The sequence below is a fragment of the Pseudosulfitobacter koreensis genome (assembly GCF_024733015.1).
Classification (GTDB): Bacteria; Pseudomonadota; Alphaproteobacteria; order Rhodobacterales; family Rhodobacteraceae; genus Pseudosulfitobacter; species Pseudosulfitobacter koreensis.
In genome coordinates this window covers 17,457-42,574 of sequence record NZ_JANKJG010000014.1, presented here as the reverse complement: position 1 = coordinate 42,574, position 25,118 = coordinate 17,457, and the positions used below count along the sequence as shown (strand labels likewise).

Sequence of the window (25,118 nt, the reverse complement as noted above, 5' to 3'; positions counted from 1 at the left end):
CCGACGCACCGCTCTGACAAGCGGCGCCCACCACCGGGCCAAACGCTAATGCGACAAGGCCGACCCGCGCAGGGCCATATGCGCTTCAAGCTGTTCATGATGCTCGGGGCCATGCACCTGCCGCACCGTGTCGCGTCGGGTCAGCGCGGTGCCCCAGTCGCGCAGCCTGGGCAATCCGGTCAGCAGGTCGATCGACCGTGTCCTGATCAGGAAATCGCAACGCACGAACAGCGGGGCATAGGCGGCGTCGACGATGGCAAAGCCGTCCCCGTTGAAATAGGGCGCGTGGTGCAGGGCCGTCTCGACCTTCTGCATGGCGGTGAACAGCGCCGCGCGGTGCCGGTCCGCCTCGGCCTGCGTCCTTGCGATCATCAGCATGTACTGGGCCCGCAGCAGGTTGCCCGCAAACTCCGCCCATGCGCGGTTCAGCGCCCGTGCGGCTGGCTTTTCGGGGTGCAGGCTGGGGCCTCCCAGCTCGTTGATGAACTCGGCGATGACCGATGATTCAAAGATGAAATCCGTGCCCGTGTCCAGCGCAGGAACGGTGCCCGTGGGCGAGCGTTTCAGGAACCAGTCCGGCTTGTTCTCAAGGTCGATGAACCTGACGTTGACATCGACGCCTTTCTCCAGCGCCACGATGCGGGCGCGCGCCACGAAGGGGCAGATCGGAAAGCTGATCAACACGGCCTGGGGCGGCAGGGTCAGCGGGGCTGTCGGGGACGCATGGTCGTGCGGGGACGCATGGTCGTGTGTCTGCAACATCGTCAGGGGTCCTTTCGGGACAGGGGCAATCGAAACCTCAGGGCAGGGGGCGGGCGGCAGCCTTCACCGGATCACTTTCCGGGCGCGCGCGCAGCAACAGGGTGCAGGCGATCAGCGCCGCGATGGTCGGCACGGCAAAGGCCATGGCCGGATCGGCGCGATAGACGGCCCCCGCGACCAAGGGTGCGATGCTCGCCCCGATGAACAAAAAGAACGTGTAGGTCGCAAGGGCCCGTGCCCGCATCGCGTTGCCCGACCAGAACGTGACGGCAGCGATCAGCCCCGGCACCGCCAGCGCCACGCCCGCCGACACCACGACACTGGCCAGGACAAGACCGCCCGCCGGGACCCAGGCAGGCCATCCGGCAATCGACGCAGCACCGCCGCTCGTGACCAGCGCGACAATCAGCCCGGCGGCGGTGACCGCAAGACCGCTGCAGGCGGTGACCGCGGGGCCATAGGCCTTGGTCAGGCGCGGTGCGATGAAACACAGCAGCAGCGGCGGAAAGCCTGCCAGCCGCAGCATCTGCGGATCAATCATGCCCTCCGCACCGGAACCGGGGGCGGCAAGCATCTGGCACAGCGTGTGAAACGACACCAGACAGAACAGAACCACCAGCGGCGCCAGCACACAGGCCGCAAGGGGCGGCATCGCCCGGCCCGCAGCACCGCCCGCCGCACCGCCCGCCGCCCCCCCTGTCGCGGGTGTCGGGTGTTCCGCCGCAACATCCGCCGGACGCGGCCCCACCGCACCGCTGCCAAGGACACCGCAGGCGCAGATCAGGTACAGCGCCGCCATCCCCCACATCAGCCGATCCAGCGGCACATCGAACGCGGCCACCAGCAGCTGCGACAGCGGTGCCGAGCTGAGAAACGCAAAGCCCATCATCGCAATCGCCATCGGCTGATCCGGTCGCGGCACCCGTTGGGACACCAGCGCCAGCGCCGTCGCGGGAAAGCTGGCGGCGGCAAGCCCCTGCACCATGCGTGCCGCAACCAGCGCGGCATAACCTTCGGCCGCCGCGACCAGCGCCGTGGTCCCGGCCAGCGCGACCAGCCCCGCGATCAGCAGGGTCATGCGGTCAACCTTGTCGGCCAGCGGTCCGAAGACAAGAAACCCGATCGCATAGGCCAGCCCGAAGGCCGCCGGGATCAGGTCTGCCTGCGTCTCGGTGATGCCCAGATCGACGGCAAGCGTGCCAAGCATCGGCAGCACTGCATAGATCTGCGCCACCACCAGAAAACCGGTGATCATCACGGCCACAACAAACGTCCAGGGCGAATGCGTCATCTCGGTCTCTCTCGGATCAAGTGATGGAAACTCGCCCCCCCGAACACACGGGCCTTCCGGGGGGGGATAACAGCGACAGGTGCCTACTGAACCAGATGCACCGCAGGGCCGGGCAGGCGGTGCGTCACACGGCAGGTGATCTGCACGTTGCAAAACGCCGCGCAGACATTGGCCCTGCGCCATTCCCCATCCGCCTTGGTGTATTTCAGAACGTCGTCCAGATGCGCGTGAATGGGCTGAACCCCGCCGCCGCTGGGCATCAGGTCGGAAAAGCTGATGTGCGTCCGCTTCATCCACAACGTGTTGCTCTTGGTGCGGTCGATCTTGTCCAGCTTGTAAAGCAACAGCTGCCCCAGTTGCAGCGCGCAGGCAAAGCTGGCCGAAAGCGACCAGGCGCCCCCGCTCTGCCCAGCCCTGCTCTGCCCAACCCCAACCTGTCCCCCCGAAGAGGCCATGGCCGAGGCCTGCATCCCTTCGGTGTTCAACAGCACCTCGCTCAACTCCACAGGCTGCCTGCAAAACGTCAGCCCGCGCGCCACCCCATGGCCACGGGGCCGCAGGCGCAGGTGGACCTCCATGTTCGCGATGTTCAGCAACATGACCTCGCCCGCTTCGTCGTCCAGCAGCACCTGCCCGGTGATCGCAAGCGCGTCCATGTCTTCCTCGACGGGGCTGCTGCCCGCGACGATGGAAATGCTGCTCAGAAGGTCGGTGGACAACTCGTCGCCCCGGCGCATCCCGATGCGAAACTGCCGCAGACATTCCAGCGCCAGTTCGATGACATCAATGGTGCTCAGATGCGGCTTTTGCTGCGTCCCGCCCTTCTGCGACCACATCGCAGGCAGGCTCACCGCCCCCACGCAACTGATCTGCAAGGCGTTCAGACTGCCCGAAATCCCGAAATCACGAATGATCTGCGAGGATTTCAGATAACCGTCACCGAAATACCGCCCCTGACGGACACCCAGAAAATCGTCGATACTTTTGTAATAGCCAAGTTCCATGAAATAAATCCTCTGAATACGCGTTACATCAAAAGCGTGTCGTAATCCGCCTGGGCCTGCGCCATGGCCTGCTGGACCGACATCACCGGCTTTTTCCCGAACACTTCGGCAATCGCATCGGCGCGTTCCTCGACCGATCCGCCAATCACGACGAATGGCATGTCGATTTCCCTGAGCGTCTCCAGCAGGAATTCATCCGAAGACCGGCGAAAATTCTCGTTGACCGGCCTGTGGCCGTCCTTTGCCAGCGGCAATTCATTCCTAAGGTGAATGAACTGATCGAATGACGCCTTCACATGGCGCTTGAACGCCTTTCCCAGCTCCCACATCACGTCTTCGAAAAACGCAAGCTCGCCGGTCTTTTCGACGCTTGCATCCGGTTCCAGATGGATCGACGCATTCGGATTGACCCCGTATTTCACCCGGACGCTGCCATAGATCCATTCCTGCAAAGAGCAGCCGTCGGAAATGAATTCCGGCGACAGCAGTTTTTCATGCACCACGCGTTCGGAATGACGCACCACGATCATCTGGATCAATTGCGCTGCGGTGCATTCCTCGAGCGTCTTGTCCGGTGCCGCGTGCGGAAGAATTTCACGCATGGTCGATGCCTCTGTGCGGCGCACCCCGAGATACTTGGAAACCACAAGAGACGTATATGTCTTGCCTGACGAATATGTGCCAGTCAGCCCGATCTTCATTGAATAATATCCTTGAACAAACCATTGAAATTGTGAAACTCTTCCGCCGTCTAACCGACGCGCGACCGCCCCGGTATCAGGCTGCGGCGGCTGCCGCTTCGGCCTTGACGATGGCTTCGGCCTTGGTCGTGGAATAGTCGGCATTCACGACCGTGGGGGCCACGTGGATGTGCTCGACATCGGCGACACCGATGAACTTGAACCAGTCGTCCAGATAGGGGGTGGCGAAATCCGACCCGAAATTGGGCGAAATACCGTTGTAATAGACACCGCTTGCATGCACGACAAAGGCGCGTTTTCCGGTCAGCAGGCCGTTATAACCCTTTTCGGGATCAAATCCAAAAGTCCATCCGGGCTGTGTGACCAGATCAATCAGCTGTTTCAGCACATAGGGAATGCCGTTGTTCCACAGCGGCGTATTCACCACATAGACATCAGCCGCGGCAAAGCGCTGGAATATCTTTTCGACCGTGGCCCAGGTCTCTTTTTGCGCGGCAGTGGCCTCTGCGCCGGTAAAAAGCGCCATTTTGGCACCCACCGCATTTGCGTCAAAGGCAGGCAGCGAGCCGTCGAACAGATCCATCGTGTCCACCGAAACACCGGGGCCTGATTTCAGCTTTGCGATGAGATTTTCAGCCACGGACAGCGATTGGCTTTCAGGCCCGCGCGTGGATGCATTAATCTGAAGGATTTTCATGGCATTTCCTTTTTTATAGATAAAGCAGGACGATAGGATTACAAAACCTTATTGCGCTGCAGCAATTTTATATTGCATATGCAGCATGATCCTTCAGTTCCCGTGCGCAGTCCATCCGCGATGCGTGCAAGTAAGAGTTGCGTAAATTGCCAATGGCCGATTTTGTCTGGGACGATCTGAAACATTTCATGGCGGTCGTCGCCGAAGGTTCCGTCGCCGGGGCCGCGCGCGTGGCCAAGATCGAACATTCCACCGTCACACGGCGCATCACCCGGCTTGAGACGCACATGAACGTGCGGCTGTTCAACCGTCTGGTGCGCGGCTGGGTGCTGACCGACGAGGGCAAGACGCTTCACGCACAGTCCGTCGAGATCGAACACCGGATGCGCAACGTCGAAAGGCTGTCGCTGGCCATGGGCACCGTCTCGGGCAGCGTGACCTTGACCGCGCCGCCCTTCCTGCTGAGCGAGATCATCATGCCCGCCCTGCACGGGTTTCACGACGCATACCCCGACATCAGCCTGCGTCTGCTGGGCGAGATGAAAGAGGCGAACCTGTCGCGCGGCGAGGCCGACGTCGCCCTGCGCATGGTCGCCGCCGAAGGTGCGGAACTTGTCACCCAGAAGATCTGCAATGTCAGCTATCTGTTCTACGGCCTGCCCGAAACCTGCGCGGTGCCTGCGGCGTCACGCAGGTTCATCGGCTATTCCGGCAGCCATCAGCCCTATCTCAGCGACGCCGTCCTGCGCCAGGCCGCAGGCCGCGTCGTGACCGTGCAGACCAACAACCCCCGGATCGCACAGCAGGCCGCCCTGCATGGCATGGGGATCGCCCTGCTTCCGACCTTTCTCGCCGCCCAAGGCCCCGCGCTCCAGGTCATCGAACCCGCGCGTCTGGCCATCTCGCAGCCCGTCTACCTCGTCATGCAACGCGACGTGCGCAAGGCGGGCAGGGTGCGCGCCCTGACGGACTACCTCAGGGACAACCTCAGCAAGGGCGTGTGAGGGCGTGCAAACGACGACCGTGGCCCCAAGAGGCCCAAAGAGGTCCCAATAGGCCCCAAAAGGTAGCGCCCGCACATCGTGTTGATCTTGCGCGCTATACGCCTGACATCAAGACATCCACGGCACGCGTAATCTGATCCCTCTGGTCAGCGACATTTCCGGTGTGTCGCAAACGCGACCGTCGCACACCCGCGATCAGCCTTGTCGCCAGGATCAGGCGTCTGCCGTCGCATTGAATTTCAGGATTCAGATGCCGCACCGCAGGATAGTCGGAAAGAAGCGGAATAACGACAACGGAGGCATCGGGCGGCAGCAGGTCGCTTTCGACGACGACCATGGAAATGCCATTATACTCCGCGACATCATAGCGGGTCAGCGAGACCATGAGGATCCACCGGGCGCTACGATAATATCGGCCAGTGGATGCCCGTTGTGCTCGTGCCAATCCGATTGAGCGGCAAACGCGCTGGCGTTCTCAACCAACCACTTGTCGCGACGCGCCTCGGCAACGGCCTTGACCAGTGCCGCCTCAGCCACTGCGGATACGTTGATACCCAGCTCCCGTGCGCCCTCCAGAGCCTCGGCATCGAGTGTCAAGGAGGTCTTGCGCTTAGCGGCATTTGCCATACGATCAATCTCCGTTCCTATACCGTCAAGATATACCGCGCGCGGTGCGACGCAAGGTTTCCTTGTCAGGAATTCCAGACCGACTCCCACGGTTTGCGGACAGGGCCCGGTAGATTGACAAACGACTTTAGCCCGCAGTCAACGCCCGCTTCGCCCCGCCCCCCAGACCTTCCGCCCAAACAACCCAAAACCCGTCACCGCACCCCCGCGCAGAACCCCTGTATCCGCGTGCACGCTTCCTTCAGCGCCTCGTCCGATGTCGCATAGCTCACCCGGAAGTTCGGGCTCAGCCCGAAGGCCGCGCCAAACACAACCGCAACGCCGGTCTCCTCCAGCAGCGCGGTGGCAAAGGTCTCGTCATCCACCAGTTTCACCCCCGCAGGGCTCGTCTTGCCGATCAGCCCCGCGATCGACGGATAGACATAGAACGCCCCCTCCGGCACCGGGCATGAAATCCCTTCCGCCGCGTTCAGCATCTCGACCACCAGGTTGCGCCGCCGCACAAAGGCCGCGTTGTTCTCGGCGATGAAATCATGCGGCCCGTTCAGCGCCTCGACCGCCGCCCACTGGCTGATCGAACAGGGGTTCGACGTCGACTGCGACTGCACCTTGCGCATCGCCTTGATCAGCTCCTCGGGCCCCGCCGCATAGCCGATCCGCCATCCGGTCATCGCATAGGCCTTGGACACGCCATTGACCGTCAGCGTGCGGTCATAAAGTCGTGGCTCGACCTGCGCGGGCGTGCAGAACTCGAAATCGTCATAGGCCAGGTGCTCGTACATGTCGTCCGACATCACCCAGACATGCGGGTGGCGCATCAGCACGTCGGTCAGCGCCTTCAGCTCGTCGCGGCTGTATCCCGCGCCCGTCGGGTTCGACGGCGAGTTGAAGATGAACCACTTGGTGTTCGGCGTGATCGCCGCCTCCAGCTGGTCCGCGGTCAGCTTGAACCCCGTCTGCAACGACGCCTCGGCCACCACCGGCGTGCCGCCGGCCAGCAGCACCATGTCGGGATAGCTCACCCAATAGGGCGCGGGGATCACCACCTCGTCGCCCTCGTTCAGCGTCGCCATCAGCGCGTTGTACAGCACCTGCTTGCCGCCCGACGACACAGAAACCTGCGCCGGCACATAGTCCAGCCCGTTGTCGCGCTTGAACTTGGCGCAGATCGCCTGTTTCAGCTCGGCGATGCCGTCGACGGCGGTGTATTTGGTCTTGCCCAGCGCAATCGCCACCACGGCGGCATCCTTGATGTGCTGCGGCGTGTCGAAATCGGGCTCTCCCGCGCCCAGACCGATGATATCGCGGCCCGCAGCCTTCAATTCCGCCGCCTTGTTTGATACTGCTATGGTCGGAGACGGTTTGACACGGTCGAGAGTGGCGGAAAGCAGTTTCATCTGAGCCTCGCAGGGTCTGGGGGAATACCTCTGGACTCATAGGCGCGGCCCGCCGCACGATCAAGCACAAGCGCATCGGCCAAGCACAGGCGCATCGGCGCACACTCAACGGATAGGGGACACCTCATGAACGACGACGGCAACGACTGGTACTCACAGGAAGCAGCGACCTTCGGAGACAGGGTGGCCGCCGCGCGCGAATCCGCCGGATTGACGCAAAAGGATCTGGCCCGCCGTCTGGGCGTGCGCCTCTCGACCGTGCGCGGGTGGGAAGACGACCGCTCCGAGCCGCGCGCCAACCGCCTGTCGATGATGGCCGGGCTCTTGAACGTGTCGATGATGTGGCTGATCAACGGCCAGGGCGACGGTCTGCCCGCCCCCGACCACGACCCGCTGCCGCGCGACATGCGCATGCTGCTCGCCGACCTGCGCACCCTGCGCGCCGACCTCACCGCCCAGGCCGACCACGTCGCCCGGATGGAGAAGACCCTGCGCAAGCTGGTCCAGGACCCCGCCGATGTCTGAGCTGCACGAACACCGCCTCAAGCGCCTGAAAATGCGCTCGATGCGGCGCGGGATCAAGGAAATGGACCTGATCCTCACCGCCTACGCCGACGACACCCTGCACCTGATGGACGACGAAGGCCTCGCCAACTACGACGACCTGCTCAACGAGAACGATCAGGACCTGTATCAGTGGGTGACGGGCCAGGTCCCACCGCCCGAGCGCTTCGAAGCCCTGATCGCGCGGATCTCGGTGCAGTTCCAGGGGACAGGGTAGCGGGGGGCATGAATAGTTCCTAGTTTTTAATGCGCCAATATTTAGCAGTCCCATTCCCTGCGGGTTCAATGGCATGCCGATTATCAGGTGGAGTATTCTCTTTCAGCAAAGTGAAAACATCGCTAAGGATGGTTCGGCTACTGGAAAGGTAGGCATGCGAAAAATCTCCTAAATCCAAGTCGTTTACAATGATAGTGTCCATGCCATTTAAGACGAACGTTGGTGGAGTGATACCGACTCTCGGGTAGCTATGAAGCCAACCAGAAACTTTTAAGGCTCTGTCTAAGCCCGAAACATAAGATGTCATCCTTTTGCAATGCTTTACAACCGACCCTCCCTGATGGGGCATTATCGTCGCATCTACATCCGCTGCTGCCATGATGACTTGGTTTACTTTTTTCAATGTGGAAACCCGTTTGTGAGAAAGAACTTCCAGGGCCCCAGCGAGACACCTACAACCCATGCTGTGAGCAATGAGATTCACCTTGCCCGTTGGTGAGTTGGCAGTGAAGTCTTGGATGAAATTAGCCAAGAAGTACTTACTCGCTTCAGATTGCGTCTCGTCAGCGCTGTAATTGCGTAGCTTGCCTTTTGATGGCCAGCTAAAAAGAGCGATTCCTTGACCTATACCTAGGTCATACCCAATTTGAGACGACCTAAGCACTGCTTCTTCAAATGTAGTGTTGAAGCCATGAACAAAGATTGTTGGGTGCTCGCGCAGCTTCATTCTGTCAGCGGTATCCCGGATGAGCTTCCAAAAAAGCTCATCATTCATTGAAATCAAATGATCAATATGTAAGCGATCATCTTTCCTGTTAAAAAGTCGCTTCCACAATGGTGATCCTAAAGAACCTACGCGATGACCTTCAGGGACAATAACTTCGCAAACACCGAGGCTTAACGTGTTATTGTTTAAAGCTCCAAATCCAGTAAGCTCGCCTCTTTCAAGAATGGGGTTGCGGTTGGTAGCAAAGAAAACGTCATATCTGTTCTTTTTAGATTTTCCGCTGTCATATTCTTCTTCATAAAATTCTGGCAGTGATTTTTCCATTTTGTTGGCTGAAAGTAAACGGGGTTCTATAGCTTGTAAGAACGCTTGTCGGTCTGCGAAGACAGAAGCTGTCTGCAGCGATACCTTTTCTATTTGGCTTTCAGGAATATTGCTAGCGATGAAGGTCGCGCCCTCAATTGTGGCACCTGCTAACTCAATTCCAACCAAGGTAGTATTTTCAAATTTGCTACTCTTGAAAATAGAATTTCGAGCGTTCACACCAGAGAGGTCAGCATTTGTAAAGTTTGCTCTTCCAAAATTTGACATGGAGAGGTTTGAATTGGACATATCTGCGTTAACAAATTTTGAGCCGACGAAATTAAGATCAGATAGGTCAGAGTTTCTTAGATTTGCGTTTGATAGATCAATTTTCTCGAAAAACCTAGAAGTTTTGGGCGCATCTCGAAAGTCTGGCGGCAGAAAGTCGAAGAATCGTATACTTGATAGATCAGGGGAAAATTGAACCTTTTTCCTTCGGCGATTCCAGCTCTCAACTCCTTCTTTGAGCCACTCCGCATGTTCTTCGTTAGACACAGTTTGCTCTTCCTCGCAATCTAAAATATCAGTTCATACCTATGTGTAACCTATGACTTCACAATAGCAAAAAACTTTCTGCCGTATTTTTTACAGTCACTGCGGGTGACAAAAAGTACCCCAATCCACATGTGTCACTTTGATCACTAGCTCTAAAACTGCCGATCAGTTCGCATATGGCTCCTGACGCTGTCGCGGCACAACAACAAAACGTCTAAATCCCTGGGTGGCTGCTACGGTTTACTGTGCCGCCAACGCGGGTACTGCGAGGGTCCTAAACCTACTCGCTGAAACGAATAAAGCGCAAAAAAATATATGTGCCAAAGACTCCAAATCCACTTCCCCTCTATCAAATTGGTTCCTCCCCCCAAACCCAACTTAACGGTTTATTGTCAAATTCTCCCCATTCTCCCTCGCAGGATGAACGAGTCGGAGTAGTACAATGAGCATTCAGGAACCTGCACTCAAGATGCCCGGCAACGGTCCGCCGGGGAGGAGTTTTATCGGCAGCTATCTCGAGGCGCTGTCGCTGGTCGAGCGGCTGCACCGTCTGCTGCTCGACGTGATCAAGGATGAGTTCGAACGTGTCGGCGTGCTGGAAATCAACGCGGTCCAGGCGCTCTTGCTGTTCAACATCGGTGACAACGAGGTGACGGCCGGCGAATTGAAAAGCCGGGGCTACTATCAGGGCAGCAACGTCAGCTACAACCTCAAGAAGCTGGTGGAAATGGGCTACATGCACCACCAGCGCTGCGAGATCGACCGTCGTTCGGTCCGGGTCCGGCTGACCGCGAACGGCCGCATGATCCGCGACACCGTGGCCGAACTCTTCGAGCGTCACGCCGTCGGCCTGCAGGCCGCACAGGTCCTGCGCGACGACGGCATCGAAGAGATCACAGGCACCCTCAAGCGCGTCGAACGCTATTGGACCGATCAGATCCGCTATATCTACTGATCCCCGCCTGCGATGCACATCAAGGACCAGCCAGAACGGCGGTCTGCATCCCCCCCGGCTAGGGCCGCGCCACGTCCTCGATGACGCCACCCATCACGCCCCCGATCACGCCACCGATAACCATGACCTGCAATTCCCGCTCCAGCTTGCGCTGCATCGCCGCCGCATAGCCGTCGAACCCCAGCGCCGTCTCGACAAAGGCATCCGCCCCGAAAATCACCTCGGCGCGAAAATATGAGCTCAGCTCGCCGATCTCGTCCTGCCTGCGATCCCCCGTGGCCGGCGCATCCGCCCCGATCACCAGCGCGTTCACCGTGACACCCCGCCCCGACAGCGCGTTCTTCACATCGCGCGGACGCGGTCCCAGATTGGATTTGCCGTCGCCCGAAATATCCAGCGTCCGCACCGTGCAATCGGTCTGATCCAGCATCCCCACGCCGTGCTGCACCGCCGACCCCAGGCCCGTCCCGGGCGAGCGTGGCACCCGCACCCGCGCGCGCAGCGTTCCGATCACACCGTCCAGCGCCGCTTCGGAGGTCACTTCCGTCCAGGGCACCAGCAGCGTGGTGTCGCCGGGACTGCTCCATTCATAGACCGCCAGCTTCACCGGCGTCTGCGGAAACTGCATCAACGCCTGCCGCACCGGGCCCGCATCCAGCGCCTGCGCCAGCCCGTCCATCTGCAACCGGTATTCGCGCGCATCGACCGATCCCGACACATCCAGACCCAGCGCCAGCGCCTGCCTGCACGCCGCCTGCGCCTGTCCCGCGACCGCAAACGCACATGCCAACAGCGCCGCCCGTATCATGCGCACATCATCCCCGGTCACCCGGTTGCCGCAACGCCCCGAACACCGGCGGCGACAGCTCGCGCTCCAGCTTGCGGCGCATCGCGCGCTCGTAATCCTCGAACCCCTGCGCCACTTCGACAAAGGCACCGGGCCCGTGCATCACTTCGCGCTGATAGAAGGCGATCAGCCCGACCTCGGCCTCGTAATCGGCGGCGTTCACCACCAGACCGTTCACCGTCACCTGCGCGAAATCAAACGCGCGATAGGCCGCCTTCGGGCCAAAGCCATCGTTGTTCTGCCCGTCGCCCGCCATGTCCAGCGTCTGTTGCAGACAGTCGGGCGCGCGCTCCAACAGCCCCGCGCCATACCCCAGCGCATAGCCCATCGCCGTGGGGAAATCATTGTGCGAGCGTTTCGACGCCGCCACGGTCTCTGCCGCCATCAGCAGTTCGGCGGGGCCACGCACGACCACCCAATCTAGGATCAGCTCCTGATTGTAGCGTCCCGACCACTCGTAAACCGCCAGCGCCACGGGCGCGTCCGTCGCAAAAAACGCCGCGCGGACCTCGGGCGCGGTCAATGCCGCCACCAGCCCCTGCCGCTGCAACGTGTCCTCGGTCGCATCCACCGACGACGACACATCCAGCGCCAGAACCAGCGCCAACCGGCACTCCTGTGCTGTGGCGGCGGCGGGCAGGGCCATGCAAAGGCCCCACCACAATGCGATCAGCGCATGTTTCACCGTTACCAGTGCCCGGTGTTTTCCATGCTGGCCCACGGCTCTTGCGGGGCCAGCGCGTCACCCGATTGCAAAAGCTCGATCGAGATGTTGTCGGGCGAGCGCACGAACGCCATGTGCCCGTCACGCGGCGGGCGGTTGATGGTCACGCCGTTGTCCTGCAGCTTTTGGCACATCCCGTAAATGTCATCGACCGCATAGGCCAGGTGCCCGAAATGGCGGCTGTCGTCGGGCAGCTTGTCGTCGCCGTCCCAGTTGTAGGTCAGCTCGACAGGGCACTCTTCCTGCCCCTCTGGGGCCATGAAGATCAGCGAAAAACGCCCCTGCTCGCTGTCCATGCGGCGGGTCTCTTTCAGGCCCAGCATCTCGAAAAAGGCCATGGATTTCTCCAGATCCTTCACCCGAACCATCGTGTGCAAATACTTCAGCGCCATTGTCGCGTCCTTTCGTCCTTGAAGTCTGGGCAGACTCTAGCACGCACGCGCCCAAGGGCCAGCGCAGTTTCCGGCGCGCGGGCGCGTCAGCCTGTGCGACCCGCACGGATCAAAAGACCGACTTGACCTCGAAGTTCACGGAAAACTCCGCACCCTCGTAGCGGCTGACGTTGCTTTGTCGTTGGCCTGCGCGCAGCCGCACAGATGGCGCAAAGCCTGCATAGTCGTAATCGGCAAAGAAAAATGTGACGTCGCCGTAGAACGACGTGTCCTCGCGCCCGCCCGGCACCGCGATCCAGCCGACGCTGAAATCGTCGTACTGCGATTGCCCCACGATCAGCGATGCGGTGACCTGCGCGGGGCCGATGGACTGGCCAAAATGATAGGATGCCCGCACGCTGGCCGAGGATTGGCGCTGGTTGATGTGGCCCGCGTCCACGTCCGACAGCGAAAACGACAGGCCCACGGTGTCGCCGCGCGTCAGCTTGTGACTCAGCTGCGCGCCAAATGTGGTCAGGGTCTGGTCCTGGCTGGCCCGCACCGCCGATTTGCGCTCTTCCAGTGCGGCGCTGAACCCCAGTCGCGTGCGCGCGCCCAAGCCGACCGAGCGGGATGCGCGCAGGCTCGCAAAATCATAGGACGCATCGCCGCCCGACCATGTCTTGCCAAGCGCAAGCCCGACCGACGCGGTGTTGCCCGGCTTGCCCCAGCGAAACCGCCGGTCGATGGACACATCCGCATAGGTGCTGCCCAGATCCGCGCCGCTGAACCCCGGTGCCATCGCCTTGGCCTCCGACGACAGCGACACACGCTTGACGTAGAGCCGCGTGCCGATCTCGGTCACGCCGGTGTCCGACTGAGCGATCCGGTATCCCAATGCGATGTCGGTGGTGGCGACGGTGCCCGACAGCGCCTGCGCACTGCCGCTCAGGCTGCCGACGATGGGCACGCCGTCGATGGTCTGCAACGCGCTGTCGGCGCCGTTGTTCACGTTGTCCGAAGGCGAGACACTGGCACCGATGCGAAAGCTGAACGGGTTCATCGCCCGCACCCGTGCGTAATCCGCGCCGATCCGCTTGATGTCCTCGGGGTTGGTGGTGTTGGTCGCCGCCCGGCGCAGCCAGATCTGCGTGAGGGTAGGGCGCTTGTCCAGCATCGCCGCCCGCGCGGCAAACTGCGCCGCCTTCAACCGGGATGTGTCGTCGTCACTGGCGCGATAGGCGCGCCCCGCCGCACGGCGCGATGCCCGGTGATTGCCCCGCTGCGCCTCGGCTGCGGCCACGATCGCCAGCGCATTGGCGTCACGCGCATCGGCCTGCAACAGGCTCGTGCCCAGCTTCAACGCCAGATCGGCATCGCCCCGGCTCAGCGCCACATGCGCAAGCGCGCGCGCATCGCCTAAGGATACCGTGGTCTCGACAGGGGCCGCCTTGACGTCATCGGTCCCCGCAATGGCCACGACCGCGCCAAACCCCGGCGCGGCCACAGCCGTGACACATAACAAGTGTCTTATGCGTATCATCCGATCCGCCCGTCAGCCCCCGGCTCAGTCGTCCACATCCGTACAGGGCGCACCGGCTTGCGGTCCGCCGCATTTGCCCAGCACCCAGACGCCGTATTCTTCGGCATTTTCGATCTCCAGCAAATGGTCCTCAAGAAAGACCGCACCCGCCATGACCTCGCTTTCAGTCCCGCCAAAGATGCCGCCATAGGTGCCCTTGTCGTCCTGACCAATGCGCGCATCGCCCTGAAAGGTCCCGTTGCCGTCGATCGTGGTGGGCACAAAGTCGATATTCGCCACCGCCACCGTCGTCGCGCCCCCGGTCAGCTGGCTGTCGGCCAGATCCAGCTGGCGCTCATAGATCGACCCCTTCAGCGTGTTGTCCGAAAAATCGACGTTGAAGAAGATCTTGCCCGTCACCTTCGCCGCCTGTCCCGGCCTCAGAGCCTCGTTGCGGCCATCTGGAAATGGCAACAGATCCGTTTCGTCCCCCGGCAGGTTGGTCAGCCCGACGTAATCGCCCTCATAGGTCACCAGACCACTTTCGCCCGTCACCACATGCGGGCTGTAGCCGCCCTCGCGGCCATAGGCAGCGCCGCCGTTATAGGTGCCGAACTGCCCGCCCGTCACCATGATGCCCGCGCGCGTGCCGTTGATGTCCTGCACATAGGCCGTCGCGTGCTGGTCCAGCGCATCGTCCTGTGCGGTGAACGCCACATAGCCCGGCACATCCAGCCCCGGTGTGCGCCGATAGACCGACCCCAGCGCGTCCTCGTCCAGGCTCACGCCCGTCACCACCAGCGTGCCCGTCGTCGGGTCATATGTGAAACTGTCCAGATCGCTCGCCAGAACCGCAGGGATCGGCCCCGTGGTCGGATCGCCACCGGTGTCAGTCGGAGGGGCCGTAAACGGATTGCCGTCGCCGCACGCGGCAACCAGCGCCAATACGGCGATGCCTGAGAATAAACGGGTCATTTGCGACCACCTTTTTGTTGAACTGCTGCCTCTTATTGGCGTCAAATTCCCCCCAAACGCGTTCAAAGTCAACGAATCTGTGAACAACCCCCGATAGATGTGTCTTGCATGCGACCACGATATAGCGGTTCACGGATGGCTCCCCGCTAGATAAGGTGACGCCCTATCAGATTCTGTGTCCAAAGGATTCGCGCAATGCCTCTCAGCCCCGACCAACAAGCCGAAGTCGACGCCCTGCGCGACGCCCCCCAGCAGACCCTGCGCGCGACCGCACCGGGCATCGAACAACATCTCTACCGCGCCCACGACGTGCTCGACCACGGCTTTGTCCGCGTCATCGACTACATGGGCGACGACAGCGCGATCTGCCAGGCCGCCCGCGTGTCCTATGGCCGGGGCACCAAATCCGTCCAGAACGACGAGGGCCTGATCCGCTACCTGATGCGCCACTGGCACTCGACCCCCTTCGAGATGTGCGAGATCAAGCTGCACGTCAAACTGCCCGTCTTCGTCGCCCGCCAGTGGATCCGCCACCGCACCGCCAACGTCAACGAATACTCGGCCCGCTATTCGATCCTCGACCGCGAATTCTACATTCCCGCGCCCGACCACCTCAACGCGCAATCCGTGGTCAACAACCAGGGCCGCGGAGCCCTGCTGGAAGGCGAAGAGGCCGCCCGCGTCCTCGACATCCTCAAGGCCGACAGCAACCGCGCCTATGACCACTACGAGCAGATGATTTCCGAAGACGGCCAGTCCGGCCTTGCCCGCGAACTGGCCCGCATGAACCTGCCCGCCAACATCTACACCCAATGGTACTGGAAGGTTGACCTGCACAACCTCTTCCACTTCCTGCGCCTGCGCGCCGACGCCCACGCCCAATACGAAATCCGCGTCTACGCCGACGCCATCGCCAAAGTCGTCGCCGACTGGGTGCCCGCCGCCTACGGCGCCTTCGAAGACTACCGCATGGGCGGCGCGCAACTCTCCGCCAAGGGTCTTGAGTGCGTCCGCCGCATGCTCAAGGGCGAAGAGGTGACGCAGGAGACATCCGGAATGTCCAAGGGGGAATGGCGGGAATTTGAGGGAGTTTTGAACGACCCCGCCTAGCGGGGTTGGAACGCTCCAGTGGAGCGTTCCAAGTTCAAAACGGGCGCGCCGCAAGGCGCGGCCATGAAGAGGAGATGTCGGCCAGAGCAGCGAACACCGGTTTTAGATGGATGTAGATATTTATGAAAATCAGGGAAGATGGTAAATTTGCCTTAGGACTTATCATGGGCTCAGTATTTACTCTGTTGGCCTTTTTAGCGACCGAAAAATACTCACAAATCATTTTGAATGATCCAACTCTATTTGGCGCAGTCTTAGGGGCGCTAATAGCGGGGTTTATCGGTGTAACCGGGCAAGTGTTGGTTATTTACCAGACCGCCCAGCGTGTCGAGGCCGAAGAACAGAAAAAAGAACGAGCGGTTTTGCAGAGTCTATTGGTGCGAATGAATCGGACAATGAGTACCTTTGCCCAGTGCAAAAGTCACTTAGAGTCTACGTCGCCATTTGATAATATAAAATTTGACGATCGCGAATGGTTGATGAAGCCATTAAAAATAAACGATTTGCCATCTGGATTTTCTGATGTCGATTTGTCTCTGCCACTGAGCTTTGGCGACTTTAAGCTCTTTAATTTGATGAACGTGTTTGATTCTGTTGTGCGAAATTTTGGATGGGTTTACAATGAGTACGACAGAGAAGTTTCGTTGATGCTAAATTTGATCCGCTCCGGCAACGACATGAAATTTAGTGACGGTAAAATGTCAGGAAATGCTGAATTGGATATTCGTCACTACCATGAAGTTCGCGACTTCCAGAACCACTACCGTCAAGATGTGTACAGTGGTTTGGTCATTGGAAGGAAAATTCATATTGCACTTTCGAGATACCTTTCTGAGAATCATGAGGTAAATGTGACTTTATCGGAATTGATTAGTGAATCCGAGTGGCAAGAGCTTACTGAAGCCGTCGAACTAGGAAATTTCGCTGATGACGTACTTAATGATAGTAATGATAATAGTGCTAAGTGATCCAGTAACTATATAAACGCAGTTTTAGACAAGGGCAGCGCCCGACCGCGGGTGGGCGCTCCAACCTCCGTTCATGCCACTTGATCCCACAGCCTTGGCCCGACACTGAAGACACACACAACGGTGAAGAAGCGCCCGCCCGTCGTGCTGAAAGCACGCCTTCGGCGTGACGGGCGGTCGGGCGCAGCCCGGCGGTGCTACGCACCTCGACTCCGGGCTTGGTGGCAGCAACATCTGCCGACCTGCGAGCACCGAGAGGGCAGGGGCACGGCACCCGCGAATGCCGAAAGCTGCGGGCACGTCCCCGCGTCGGCTTGCGATCACCGAAACGGCAGAGGATCGCAAATTCCGCCGCCACGCCGCCCGAACCCGAGCCGTAAAAAAACACCCCGCCAGCCCCCAAGAAATCCGGCCAGATTAACCGCTTGTCCGCGCGGGTCCCGGCCCTGAAACCTCAATCTGTACACATTCCGCCCGAATATGTACCACACCGCCAAAACCCCCCGATGTGCCCCCGAAACCCCGGCGCGATCTTGTACAAGACCGCCCCGAATATGTACCGAACCCCACGATTGCGGACCCGCGCAGGCCCCGCAAACCCCGCAAATCCCGTGGTTAACGCCCCGGACGCCGCATGGACGATCCCCGGAAATCCCCAAAAAAATTCTGGACAGACGCAGGCTGCAGCGCCAAACTTACCCCATTGGCGGGCCCCCCGCGCAGCGAGGAATTAAGCAAAATGAAATCTATTATAACCGCATCACTGGCATTGACCTTGGGCACCGCACTGCCCGCAATGGCCGCCGACACGCCCCAGGTCTATGCCTATCCCAGCGCCCAGAACTATTGCCTTGCCGGTCTGCAACCGGTCACCATAGAGGGCGACATCAGCTGCGGCACACCGACCGTCGCCGTGCCCTACACGACCGTCATGACACATGTTGTCATCCGCCCGAAAACGCACAAAAGCAGCTATGATTGCCAGATCGGCACCAAGGGCTGCACCTTCGACTGAGTGTCGGACAGATCTGTATCATCGGTCAAAGGGCCCGACATCGCGTCGGGCCGCTTGTCTTTTGCGCGGATCAGAGCAGCGTCAGATCCGAAGCCATCTGCCGTCCGTCCCGTCCTTCGGACAAATCGTAACTGACCTTCTGATTGTCGGCCAGTCCCGTCAATCCCGATCTTTCAACAGCTGAAATGTGCACGAATACATCGCTGCCACCATCTTCCGGTGCGATGAACCCGTATCCTTTGGTGGTATTGAACCACTTCACGGTGCCCGTTGGCATAATCCCGTGCCTCCTTCTACCTTACAGTCACTCCCGTTAAGTTAAACAACGGGACGTTGGCGCAGCACCCGATTAACCATATTCGGCCGCCACCCCTTTAAAGATTGATCAACCCCGGAAAAAATCAAGAAAACCCCTGCTATTTCCGCGGGGAATTTCCTATCCAGGACGCAAAAGGAGCCTGAAAATGCAGATATACGGACTGAAAACATGCGACACCTGCCGCAAGGCGCTCAAGGCTTTGCCGCAGGCGGAATTCGTCGACGTGCGCGCAGACGGCGTGCCCCAAGGCATTATGAACAAGGCACAATCCACCTTTGGCGACGCATTGCTCAACACCCGCAGCACCACCTGGCGGGGCCTCGATGATGCCACGCGCGCGCAACCCCAGGCCGATCTGCTGGCCGCGCATCCGGCCCTGATGAAACGCCCGCTGATCGTGGATGGCGACGCGATTTACCTCGGCTGGACCCCGGACACCCGCGCGGCCTTGGGCGTAACCGACTGAAAAGCCGACCGGATCGCCGCATCCACGCTGATCGGCCCGGCGCCTTTGACGACCAGAACCAACAGGATCAGCACCCAGAACGCGCGCTGATCCGCAATCGCCCCACCCGCCAGATGATCGAACCACGTGCCGATCGTCTCGGCACTCACGCCGTGCCCGAAGATGTCCACGTAGCTTTGCACGCCCACGAAAACGATCATGCCAAGCGCGCTCATGCGCGTCAGCAGGCCGACCACGATCATCAGCGGCAACAGAAATTCGGCCCAGGTGCCCGCAACCGCGACCAGCCAATAGCCTGCGCCAAGCTGCGACGCGTCATAGCCCGCTGCCTCCATCGCCTTGGGAAACATCTGCACATAGGCGGTGTCCGACAGCCAGATCAGCCCCGCAAAACCATCCCCAAGCTTGGTCATCGCGGAGACCCAGAAATAGAACAGCAGAACCCCCGCGAATACCAGCCGCGCCAGCGTCGGCAGCAGCCCGTCGGCGCGGTCCAGCGTCGCGGTCATGCGGGTATAAAGCTGGCTCATGTCTGACCTTCCCATGCCATGCCCGTCACGGCGTTCTGCGCGAACAAAAGCGCCATGGGGGTTGCGATATCGCAATCGGGGTCAATCTGCGCGGCGGCATCCTGCGCGCCGTCCAGGCTGGCCCCGGCCATAAGCGCCGCGATCCAGGCACCCTGCGCGGGCGACAGCGGATGCGGGGCGGGGTCATAGCCTGCACGCGTGACCAGCACGTGCTGCGCCACGGGCTGCGGCTTGGGCGCGCCGTCTTCGCTGTTGAACCGCCAGATATCAAAAAGCGGCCAGACCGATGCGATCAGGTGCACCGCCGGGGCGAACTCCAGCCGCGTGTGTGTCAGTTGCGCAGGCGTCAGCCCGGCCAGAGCCGCAGCTTCCAGCGGGCTGGTATCCGCCGCGTGACAGGACGCCCGCAGGGCTTGCTCCAACCGCGCCACGTCCCCCAGATAGCCCAGAGACGCCAGTTGCGGAACCGCAGCCAGAAACGCGTCAAAGCCGTCGCCATAGCGCTGCATGATCGGCTGGGTGGGCGGATGCGCGCGGATGAACGCACCCGCCACGATGTCGAAATTCGCCGCACCGATCAGCTTGCGCACCACCGGAAAGCCCGCGCGCATCACGTCGGTCAGCGATTGCATCACGTTGTTGCGGTAGACGTCAAAGCGTTTGCCAGCCGCACCGCCACGCCCGTCGTGCAGGCCCTCGGGCGCGCTCAGTGCAGGGTCCAGAAGTGCGCCGTGAAACGCTTTCATGCGATGGCCAGCGCATCGGCGGCGCGCGCAGCCTCGGCGCGCAGGGTGGGCCAGTCGGGCACGTCGTTGTCCCATTCCACCAGCGTGGGCAGCGGTCCGGTGCGCTCCAGAACGTCGCCCAGCAAGGTCCAGACCGCATCCGTCACCGGCGCGCCATGGCTGTCGATCAGCAAGGGCGCGCCGTGCTCGTCCGCATCCTCGGCATGGCCGCCCACGTGCAACTCGGCCACGGCGGACAGCGGATAGGCGTCGATGTACTCTCGCGCGCTGGTGCCCAGATTGGTGGCCGAAATGAACACGTTGTTCACGTCCAGCAGCAGCCCACAGCCGGTGCGCCGGACCAGTTCGGCCAGAAAATCGGGCTCGGACCAGGTGCTCGCGTCAAACGCCAGATAGCTCGACGGGTTCTCCAGCAGCATCTGACGGCCCAGCGTGTCCTGCACCTCGGTGATGTGCGCGGCGACATGGGCCAGTGTGCCAGCAGTATAGGGCAGGGGCAGCAGGTCGTTCATGAACGCAGCACCATGGGTGGACCAGGCCAGATGCTCGGAAAAGCTGGCGGGTTTCACCCAGTCGCACAGGTGTTTCAGCCGTGCGAGGTGATCCGTGTCCAACGCTTGCGCGCCGCCGATGCTCAGGCCCACGCCGTGGACGGACACCGCGAATTCTTCAGACAGGGCGCGCAGTTGCGCAATCTGGCGGCCACCATCGGCCATGTAGTTTTCGGCGTGTACCTCGATCCAGCGCACCGGGCCGGGGTCGGATGTCAGCCCCTCGAAATGCGCGGGCTTAAAGCCCACACCGGGCGCGCGGGGCAGCGCGGGGTTCGTCTGGCGTGTGTCCAGCATCGGCTTTGGCCTTTCACGCGTGACAGGGGGGATGCACCGGGCCCGCGGCCCGATGCGACAGCCCCACCGGGGGGAGGCTTATGCAGGCCGGTCGCGGTTCAGCTCGTCCAGCGAGCCGGTCCGCGGGGTGCCGTCCGCCATTGCGGGCAATTCGATCTCGGTGCAGGTGCCCGCATCGACCAGCGTCCAGGCGTTGCCCTGATAATCGACGGTCGAGCTGCCAGCGCAGGTGGTGCCTTCGCCCGCCTTGCACGAATTTTCGCCGGCCAGCGAGATGCCATAGCATTTTTCCTTGGACGCGGCGCTGACGCCACCGGTCTGGGCGGCCATTGCGGCGGCGACGGCCCCCATCAGGGCGGCGGTTTTAATCGTTTTGGACATTTCAATCTCCCTTAAGCAAAGTTTCGGTTCGGCTCGGGCGTTGTTCGCCCTGCATTCAGCCTAGCGGTCATTTTTCATATCCTGCCATCACGACGCCGTGAATCACTTCTGTGTCAGAGGATACCACTGCAACGGGCAAAGATCGTCGGTGATCGTACTTTTTCATTACGATTTCGTTGCACCACCGCGCGTGAAACTATCAGTTTGTTACAATCCGGGCGGTGCGGCAGCGGGCAAGACGCCGATGCCGCACCGAATGTGTCAGTCCCGCAAATCAGGCGCCGTCGCCTCGAGTGCAAGCGTCTGCAGCACCTCGTCAAGCGACTGCACGGACGTCTGCTTCTCGCCCAGACGCCGCACCGACAGCGTGCGCTCCTCGACTTCACGGGCACCCACGGCCAGGATCACCGGCACCTTGCCGACCGAATGTTCGCGGACCTTGTAGTTGATCTTTTCGTTGCGCAGATCGGCCTCGGCGCGCACGCCCTTCGCTTGCAGGGCGGCCACGACCTCCTGCACATAGGCGTCCGCATCCGAGATGATCGAGGCCACGACGACCTGACGCGGCGCCAGCCAGAACGGCAGCTTGCCCGCGTGTTCCTCGATCAGAATGCCGATGAACCGCTCGAACGAGCCCAGCGTCGCACGGTGCAGCATGAAGGGCCGCGCCTTGGCCCCGTCCTGCGCAATATAAGTCGCCCCCAGCCGCTCGGGCAGGTTGGGGTCCACCTGGAACGTGCCGCATTGCCACACGCGGCCAATCGCATCGGTCAGGTAAAAGTCCAGCTTGGGGCCATAGAACGCGCCATCGCCCGCCTCCAGCGTATAGGTGCGCCCGGTCTTGCGGATCGCGCCCTCAAGGGCGTTCTCGACATAGTCCCACGATTCCTCGCTGCCGACCCGCTTTTCGGGACGGGTCGCGAACTTGATCTCGAAGGTGGGAAAGCCCAGCTCGGCATAGATTTCCGCCAGAAACTCGATGAAACGGGCGCATTCCTCTTCGATCTGGTCCTCGGTGCAGAAGATATGCGCGTCGTCCTGGGTAAAGCCGCGCACCCGCATGATGCCGTGCAGCGCGCCCGAAGGCTCGAACCGCGAGCAGGACCCGAATTCGGCCAGCCGCAGCGGCAGATCACGATAGGATTTCAGACCCTGGTTGAACACCTGCACGTGGCAGGGGCAGTTCATCGGTTTCAGCGCGTTGATGCGCGTCGCGGCCTTGTTCTTGATCTCGGCGTCATCATGCTCGCCGTCGCGGGACTCGTCCACTTCGACGATGAACATGTGGTGCTGGTATTTCTCCCAGTGCCCCGACGCCTCCCACAGCTTGCGGTCCACGACCTGCGGCGTGTTGATCTCGCGGTAACCGCCGACGCGCTGCTTGCGGCGCATGTAGTCCTGCAATTCGGTGTAGATGGTCCAGCCGTTGGGGTGCCAGAACACCTGACCGGGGGCCTCTTCTTGCATGTGGAACAGGTCCATCTCGCGGCCCAGCTTGCGGTGGTCGCGCCTGGCCGCTTCCTCCAGCATGTTCAGATGCGCACGCAGCTTTTCCTTGCCGGTAAAGGCCACGCCGTAGATGCGTTGCAGCATCTGGCGGCTGCTGTCACCGCGCCAGTAGGCACCGGCGATCGACATCAGCTTGAACGCGTCACCGGGCACCTGTCCGGTATGCTGCAGGTGCGGACCCCGGCACAGATCCTGCCAGTCGCCGTGCCAGTACATGCGCAGGGGCTCGTCACCCGGAATGCCTTCGATCAGCTCGACCTTATAGGGCTCATCGCGGTCCTGGTAATACTTGATCGCAACATCGCGGTCCCAGACCTCGGTGCGGACGGGATCGCGCTTGTTGATGATTTCCTTCATCTTTTTCTCGATCTCGCCCAGATCTTCGGGCGTGAACGGCTCGGCGCGGTCAAAATCGTAATACCAACCGTCCTTGATGACGGGGCCGATGGTCACCTTTGTGTCGGGCCAGATTTCCTGCACGGCGCGGGCCATGATGTGCGCAAGATCGTGGCGCACCAGCTCGTTGGCCTGCTCGTCGTCCTGCATGGTGTGAATGGCGATCTGCGCGTCGGCATTGATCGGCCATTGCAGATCCCAGTGCTGGCCGTCGATGCTGGCGCTGATGGCCTTCTTGGCCAGGGATTTCGAGATGCTCTCCGCGACTTCGGCGGCGGTGATGCCGGCCTCGTAGTCGCGTGCATTGCCATCGGGAAAGGTAAGGGAGACTTGGGCCATGAAGGCACTCCTCGTCAGTTTGGCGCCCACGGAACGCCCGGTTGCGGGTTATATGTGTGCTGGTCTTTTGGCGGGGCAGGCACGTGGCGTCAAGTGGCGGAGGCGTGCTTTGGCGACATTCGTGCCGACAGCAGCAGATGCGCCAGTGCGACGGCGACACCGCAGCCCGACGCGATCCCCAGTGCGGTGACGCCCGCGCGCGCCAGAACCCAGCCACCGATGGCCGAGCCTATAGCCGCCCCCACATAGATCGCGGCGGCATTGAGCGCCAGAACCACGGTCGCCTGCGCGCCAGCCAGTCCGACCAGCCGCGATTGCTGCGCTGCCATGAACGCCCAGCCGGTCATCGACCACAGCACTGTCAGCACCATCAGCGCCGCATCGGCCATCGGCAGCAGCGAGAACATCGGCAGCAGCACGATCTGGCAGAGGCACAGCGCCACCAGCGTGCGCAGCCACCCCAGACGGTCGGTCAGCAGGCCGCTGGCCAGATTGCCGATCACCGCGCCCACGCCCGTCACCGCCAGCACTAGCGTCACGCCATCGCGGCCATAGCCCATCGTTTCGCTCAGCACCGGTGCCATGTAGGTGAACAGGATATAGGTCGCGCCCAGAAACGTGCTGGTGAACAGCACCGCGAACATCATGCGGAAATTCCCCAGTGTGCTGCGCAGATCGCCCAAGGTGACGGGCTGGAACTTCAGACCGACGGGCACGTATATCCAGATCAGCGAGATGCAGGGCAGGGCCAGTGCCACCACGCTCCAGAACCCCCAGCGCCAGCCAAAGGTATAGGCGATGTAGCTGCCCGCAGGCACGCCCAGCACCTGCGCCACGCTGAAGCCGAAAAACACCATCGCCAGCACCCGTGCACGCTGTTCGGGCGGGTAAAGCGCCGCAGCAGTCGCGGCGGCTACGGGCGTGAACAGCCCCGCACCCGCAGCGGCCAGAACGCGCGCCGCGTCCAGCATCAGCATCGAGGGCGCCAGCGCCGACAGCAGCGCCGCCAGCGCGAACATCGACAGCCCCAGCGCCATCACCCGCCGCCGCCCGATCCGGCCCGTCATCGCCACCAGCATCGGCGACAGCACCGCATAGGACATCGCGTAGACGGTCAGCAATTGCCCCGCCTGCGCCGGGGTCACGCTCAGATCCGCACCCAGCGGCTCGAGCATCCCGATGATGATGAACGCGCCCACACCGATCAGGAAATTCGACAGGGTCAGGACCGGGATCAACATTTTGGGA

29 protein-coding genes are annotated in these 25,118 nt (G+C 61.3%); 8 read left to right on the top strand and 21 right to left on the bottom strand.

Going from position 1 to position 25,118, the window contains the following annotated elements:
- Positions 1-45 precede the first annotated feature (45 nt).
- The 5 genes from NTA49_RS15790 to NTA49_RS15770 form a co-directional block, all read right to left on the bottom strand.
- A complete protein-coding gene (locus NTA49_RS15790) occupies positions 46-762 on the bottom strand; it encodes a glutathione S-transferase family protein (protein WP_258295771.1) in 717 nt (238 codons plus the stop codon).
- Between the two features lie 37 nt (positions 763-799).
- Positions 800-2,053: an MFS transporter gene (locus NTA49_RS15785; protein WP_258295770.1), complete on the bottom strand. Its 1,254-nt coding sequence runs from the start codon at positions 2,051-2,053 to the stop codon at positions 800-802.
- Positions 2,054-2,136: 83 nt separating this feature from the next.
- Positions 2,137-3,057 carry an AvrD family protein gene (locus NTA49_RS15780; protein WP_258295769.1) on the bottom strand — a complete coding sequence of 307 codons (921 nt, stop codon included), beginning with the start codon at positions 3,055-3,057 and terminating at the stop codon, positions 2,137-2,139.
- A gap of 23 nt (positions 3,058-3,080) precedes the next feature.
- Positions 3,081-3,758, bottom strand: coding sequence for an AAA family ATPase (locus NTA49_RS15775; protein WP_258295768.1), 678 nt, complete (start codon positions 3,756-3,758; stop codon positions 3,081-3,083).
- Positions 3,759-3,834: 76 nt separating this feature from the next.
- Positions 3,835-4,455 (bottom strand): FMN-dependent NADH-azoreductase, encoded by a 621-nt coding sequence (locus NTA49_RS15770; protein WP_258295767.1) that lies wholly within the window; start codon positions 4,453-4,455, stop codon positions 3,835-3,837.
- Between the two features lie 152 nt (positions 4,456-4,607).
- Between NTA49_RS15770 and NTA49_RS15765 the strand changes: the two genes are divergently transcribed.
- Positions 4,608-5,459: a LysR family transcriptional regulator gene (locus tag NTA49_RS15765; protein WP_258295766.1), complete on the top strand. Its 852-nt coding sequence runs from the start codon at positions 4,608-4,610 to the stop codon at positions 5,457-5,459.
- Positions 5,460-5,553: 94 nt separating this feature from the next.
- Here NTA49_RS15765 and NTA49_RS15760 read toward each other — a convergent pair whose 3' ends face one another.
- The 3 genes from NTA49_RS15760 to NTA49_RS15750 form a co-directional block, all read right to left on the bottom strand.
- Entirely contained in the window at positions 5,554-5,844 is a 291-nt protein-coding gene (locus NTA49_RS15760) for a CcdB family protein (RefSeq protein ID WP_258295765.1), read from the bottom strand.
- The gene (locus tag NTA49_RS15755) at positions 5,832-6,086 is read right to left on the bottom strand and encodes a type II toxin-antitoxin system CcdA family antitoxin (RefSeq protein WP_258295764.1); all 255 of its coding nucleotides are present in this window, start codon (positions 6,084-6,086) and stop codon (positions 5,832-5,834) included. The genes NTA49_RS15760 and NTA49_RS15755 overlap by 13 nt, the downstream gene beginning before the upstream one ends.
- 194 nt (positions 6,087-6,280) lie before the next feature.
- The gene (locus NTA49_RS15750; protein ID WP_258295763.1) at positions 6,281-7,483 is read right to left on the bottom strand and encodes a pyridoxal phosphate-dependent aminotransferase; all 1,203 of its coding nucleotides are present in this window, start codon (positions 7,481-7,483) and stop codon (positions 6,281-6,283) included.
- Between the two features lie 126 nt (positions 7,484-7,609).
- Here NTA49_RS15750 and NTA49_RS15745 point away from each other — a divergent pair, with 126 nt between their 5' ends.
- Both NTA49_RS15745 and NTA49_RS15740 read left to right on the top strand, forming a co-directional pair.
- Positions 7,610-8,008: a helix-turn-helix domain-containing protein gene (locus tag NTA49_RS15745; protein WP_258295762.1), complete on the top strand. Its 399-nt coding sequence runs from the start codon at positions 7,610-7,612 to the stop codon at positions 8,006-8,008.
- Positions 8,001-8,264, top strand: a complete 264-nt coding sequence (locus NTA49_RS15740) for a succinate dehydrogenase assembly factor 2 (RefSeq protein WP_258295761.1) — start codon at positions 8,001-8,003, stop codon at positions 8,262-8,264. Before NTA49_RS15745 ends, NTA49_RS15740 begins: the two co-directional genes overlap by 8 nt.
- A gap of 19 nt (positions 8,265-8,283) precedes the next feature.
- On the opposite strand, the gene NTA49_RS15735 is transcribed toward NTA49_RS15740, so the two are convergent.
- Positions 8,284-9,849, bottom strand: a complete 1,566-nt coding sequence (locus tag NTA49_RS15735) for an alpha/beta hydrolase (RefSeq protein WP_258295760.1) — start codon at positions 9,847-9,849, stop codon at positions 8,284-8,286.
- Positions 9,850-10,318: 469 nt separating this feature from the next.
- Here NTA49_RS15735 and NTA49_RS15730 point away from each other — a divergent pair, with 469 nt between their 5' ends.
- A complete protein-coding gene (locus NTA49_RS15730) occupies positions 10,319-10,804 on the top strand; it encodes a MarR family winged helix-turn-helix transcriptional regulator (RefSeq protein WP_261368370.1) in 486 nt (161 codons plus the stop codon).
- Between the two features lie 58 nt (positions 10,805-10,862).
- Here the strand turns inward: NTA49_RS15730 and NTA49_RS15725 are convergent, their stop codons facing one another.
- The 5 genes from NTA49_RS15725 to NTA49_RS15705 all read right to left on the bottom strand — a co-directional run bounded on the left by NTA49_RS15725 (position 10,863) and on the right by NTA49_RS15705 (position 15,243).
- Entirely contained in the window at positions 10,863-11,612 is a 750-nt protein-coding gene (locus NTA49_RS15725; RefSeq protein WP_258295804.1) for a DUF1194 domain-containing protein, read from the bottom strand.
- A gap of 7 nt (positions 11,613-11,619) precedes the next feature.
- Complete coding sequence (locus tag NTA49_RS15720; RefSeq protein WP_261368369.1) at positions 11,620-12,297, bottom strand: DUF1194 domain-containing protein; 678 nt, start codon at positions 12,295-12,297, stop codon at positions 11,620-11,622.
- Positions 12,298-12,338: 41 nt separating this feature from the next.
- Complete coding sequence (locus tag NTA49_RS15715) at positions 12,339-12,767, bottom strand: VOC family protein (protein WP_258295757.1); 429 nt, start codon at positions 12,765-12,767, stop codon at positions 12,339-12,341.
- Positions 12,768-12,876: 109 nt separating this feature from the next.
- Positions 12,877-14,289: a hypothetical protein gene (locus NTA49_RS15710; RefSeq protein WP_258295756.1), complete on the bottom strand. Its 1,413-nt coding sequence runs from the start codon at positions 14,287-14,289 to the stop codon at positions 12,877-12,879.
- 24 nt (positions 14,290-14,313) lie between these two features.
- On the bottom strand, positions 14,314-15,243 hold the full coding sequence (locus NTA49_RS15705) for a transferrin-binding protein-like solute binding protein (protein ID WP_258295755.1): 930 nt from the start codon (positions 15,241-15,243) through the stop codon (positions 14,314-14,316).
- 195 nt (positions 15,244-15,438) lie between these two features.
- Here NTA49_RS15705 and thyX point away from each other — a divergent pair, with 195 nt between their 5' ends.
- The 3 genes from thyX to NTA49_RS15690 all read left to right on the top strand — a co-directional run bounded on the left by thyX (position 15,439) and on the right by NTA49_RS15690 (position 18,336).
- The gene (thyX, locus tag NTA49_RS15700) at positions 15,439-16,353 is read left to right on the top strand and encodes an FAD-dependent thymidylate synthase (RefSeq protein ID WP_258295754.1); all 915 of its coding nucleotides are present in this window, start codon (positions 15,439-15,441) and stop codon (positions 16,351-16,353) included.
- A gap of 122 nt (positions 16,354-16,475) precedes the next feature.
- Entirely contained in the window at positions 16,476-17,321 is an 846-nt protein-coding gene (locus NTA49_RS15695) for a hypothetical protein (protein ID WP_258295753.1), read from the top strand.
- A gap of 739 nt (positions 17,322-18,060) precedes the next feature.
- Complete coding sequence (locus NTA49_RS15690; protein ID WP_258295752.1) at positions 18,061-18,336, top strand: hypothetical protein; 276 nt, start codon at positions 18,061-18,063, stop codon at positions 18,334-18,336.
- 70 nt (positions 18,337-18,406) lie between these two features.
- Here the strand turns inward: NTA49_RS15690 and NTA49_RS15685 are convergent, their stop codons facing one another.
- On the bottom strand, positions 18,407-18,613 hold the full coding sequence (locus NTA49_RS15685) for a cold-shock protein (RefSeq protein ID WP_258295751.1): 207 nt from the start codon (positions 18,611-18,613) through the stop codon (positions 18,407-18,409).
- 187 nt (positions 18,614-18,800) lie between these two features.
- Here NTA49_RS15685 and NTA49_RS15680 point away from each other — a divergent pair, with 187 nt between their 5' ends.
- Positions 18,801-19,121, top strand: coding sequence for an arsenate reductase family protein (locus NTA49_RS15680; RefSeq protein WP_258295750.1), 321 nt, complete (start codon positions 18,801-18,803; stop codon positions 19,119-19,121).
- Here the strand turns inward: NTA49_RS15680 and NTA49_RS15675 are convergent.
- The 6 genes from NTA49_RS15675 to NTA49_RS15650 form a co-directional block, all read right to left on the bottom strand.
- Positions 19,070-19,651: a DoxX family protein gene (locus NTA49_RS15675; protein ID WP_258295749.1), complete on the bottom strand. Its 582-nt coding sequence runs from the start codon at positions 19,649-19,651 to the stop codon at positions 19,070-19,072. The genes NTA49_RS15680 and NTA49_RS15675 overlap by 52 nt on opposite strands.
- Positions 19,648-20,397 carry an HvfC/BufC N-terminal domain-containing protein gene (locus tag NTA49_RS15670; RefSeq protein ID WP_258295748.1) on the bottom strand — a complete coding sequence of 250 codons (750 nt, stop codon included), beginning with the start codon at positions 20,395-20,397 and terminating at the stop codon, positions 19,648-19,650. Before NTA49_RS15670 ends, NTA49_RS15675 begins: the two co-directional genes overlap by 4 nt.
- The gene (bufB, locus tag NTA49_RS15665; RefSeq protein WP_258295747.1) at positions 20,394-21,245 is read right to left on the bottom strand and encodes an MNIO family bufferin maturase; all 852 of its coding nucleotides are present in this window, start codon (positions 21,243-21,245) and stop codon (positions 20,394-20,396) included. Before bufB ends, NTA49_RS15670 begins: the two co-directional genes overlap by 4 nt.
- 78 nt (positions 21,246-21,323) lie before the next feature.
- Positions 21,324-21,626, bottom strand: coding sequence for a BufA1 family periplasmic bufferin-type metallophore (locus NTA49_RS15660; RefSeq protein WP_258295746.1), 303 nt, complete (start codon positions 21,624-21,626; stop codon positions 21,324-21,326).
- Positions 21,627-21,887: 261 nt separating this feature from the next.
- Positions 21,888-23,870, bottom strand: coding sequence for a threonine--tRNA ligase (gene thrS / locus NTA49_RS15655; RefSeq protein ID WP_258295745.1), 1,983 nt, complete (start codon positions 23,868-23,870; stop codon positions 21,888-21,890).
- 89 nt (positions 23,871-23,959) lie between these two features.
- Positions 23,960-25,111: an MFS transporter gene (locus NTA49_RS15650; RefSeq protein ID WP_258295744.1), complete on the bottom strand. Its 1,152-nt coding sequence runs from the start codon at positions 25,109-25,111 to the stop codon at positions 23,960-23,962.
- Positions 25,112-25,118: the final 7 nt, after the last annotated feature.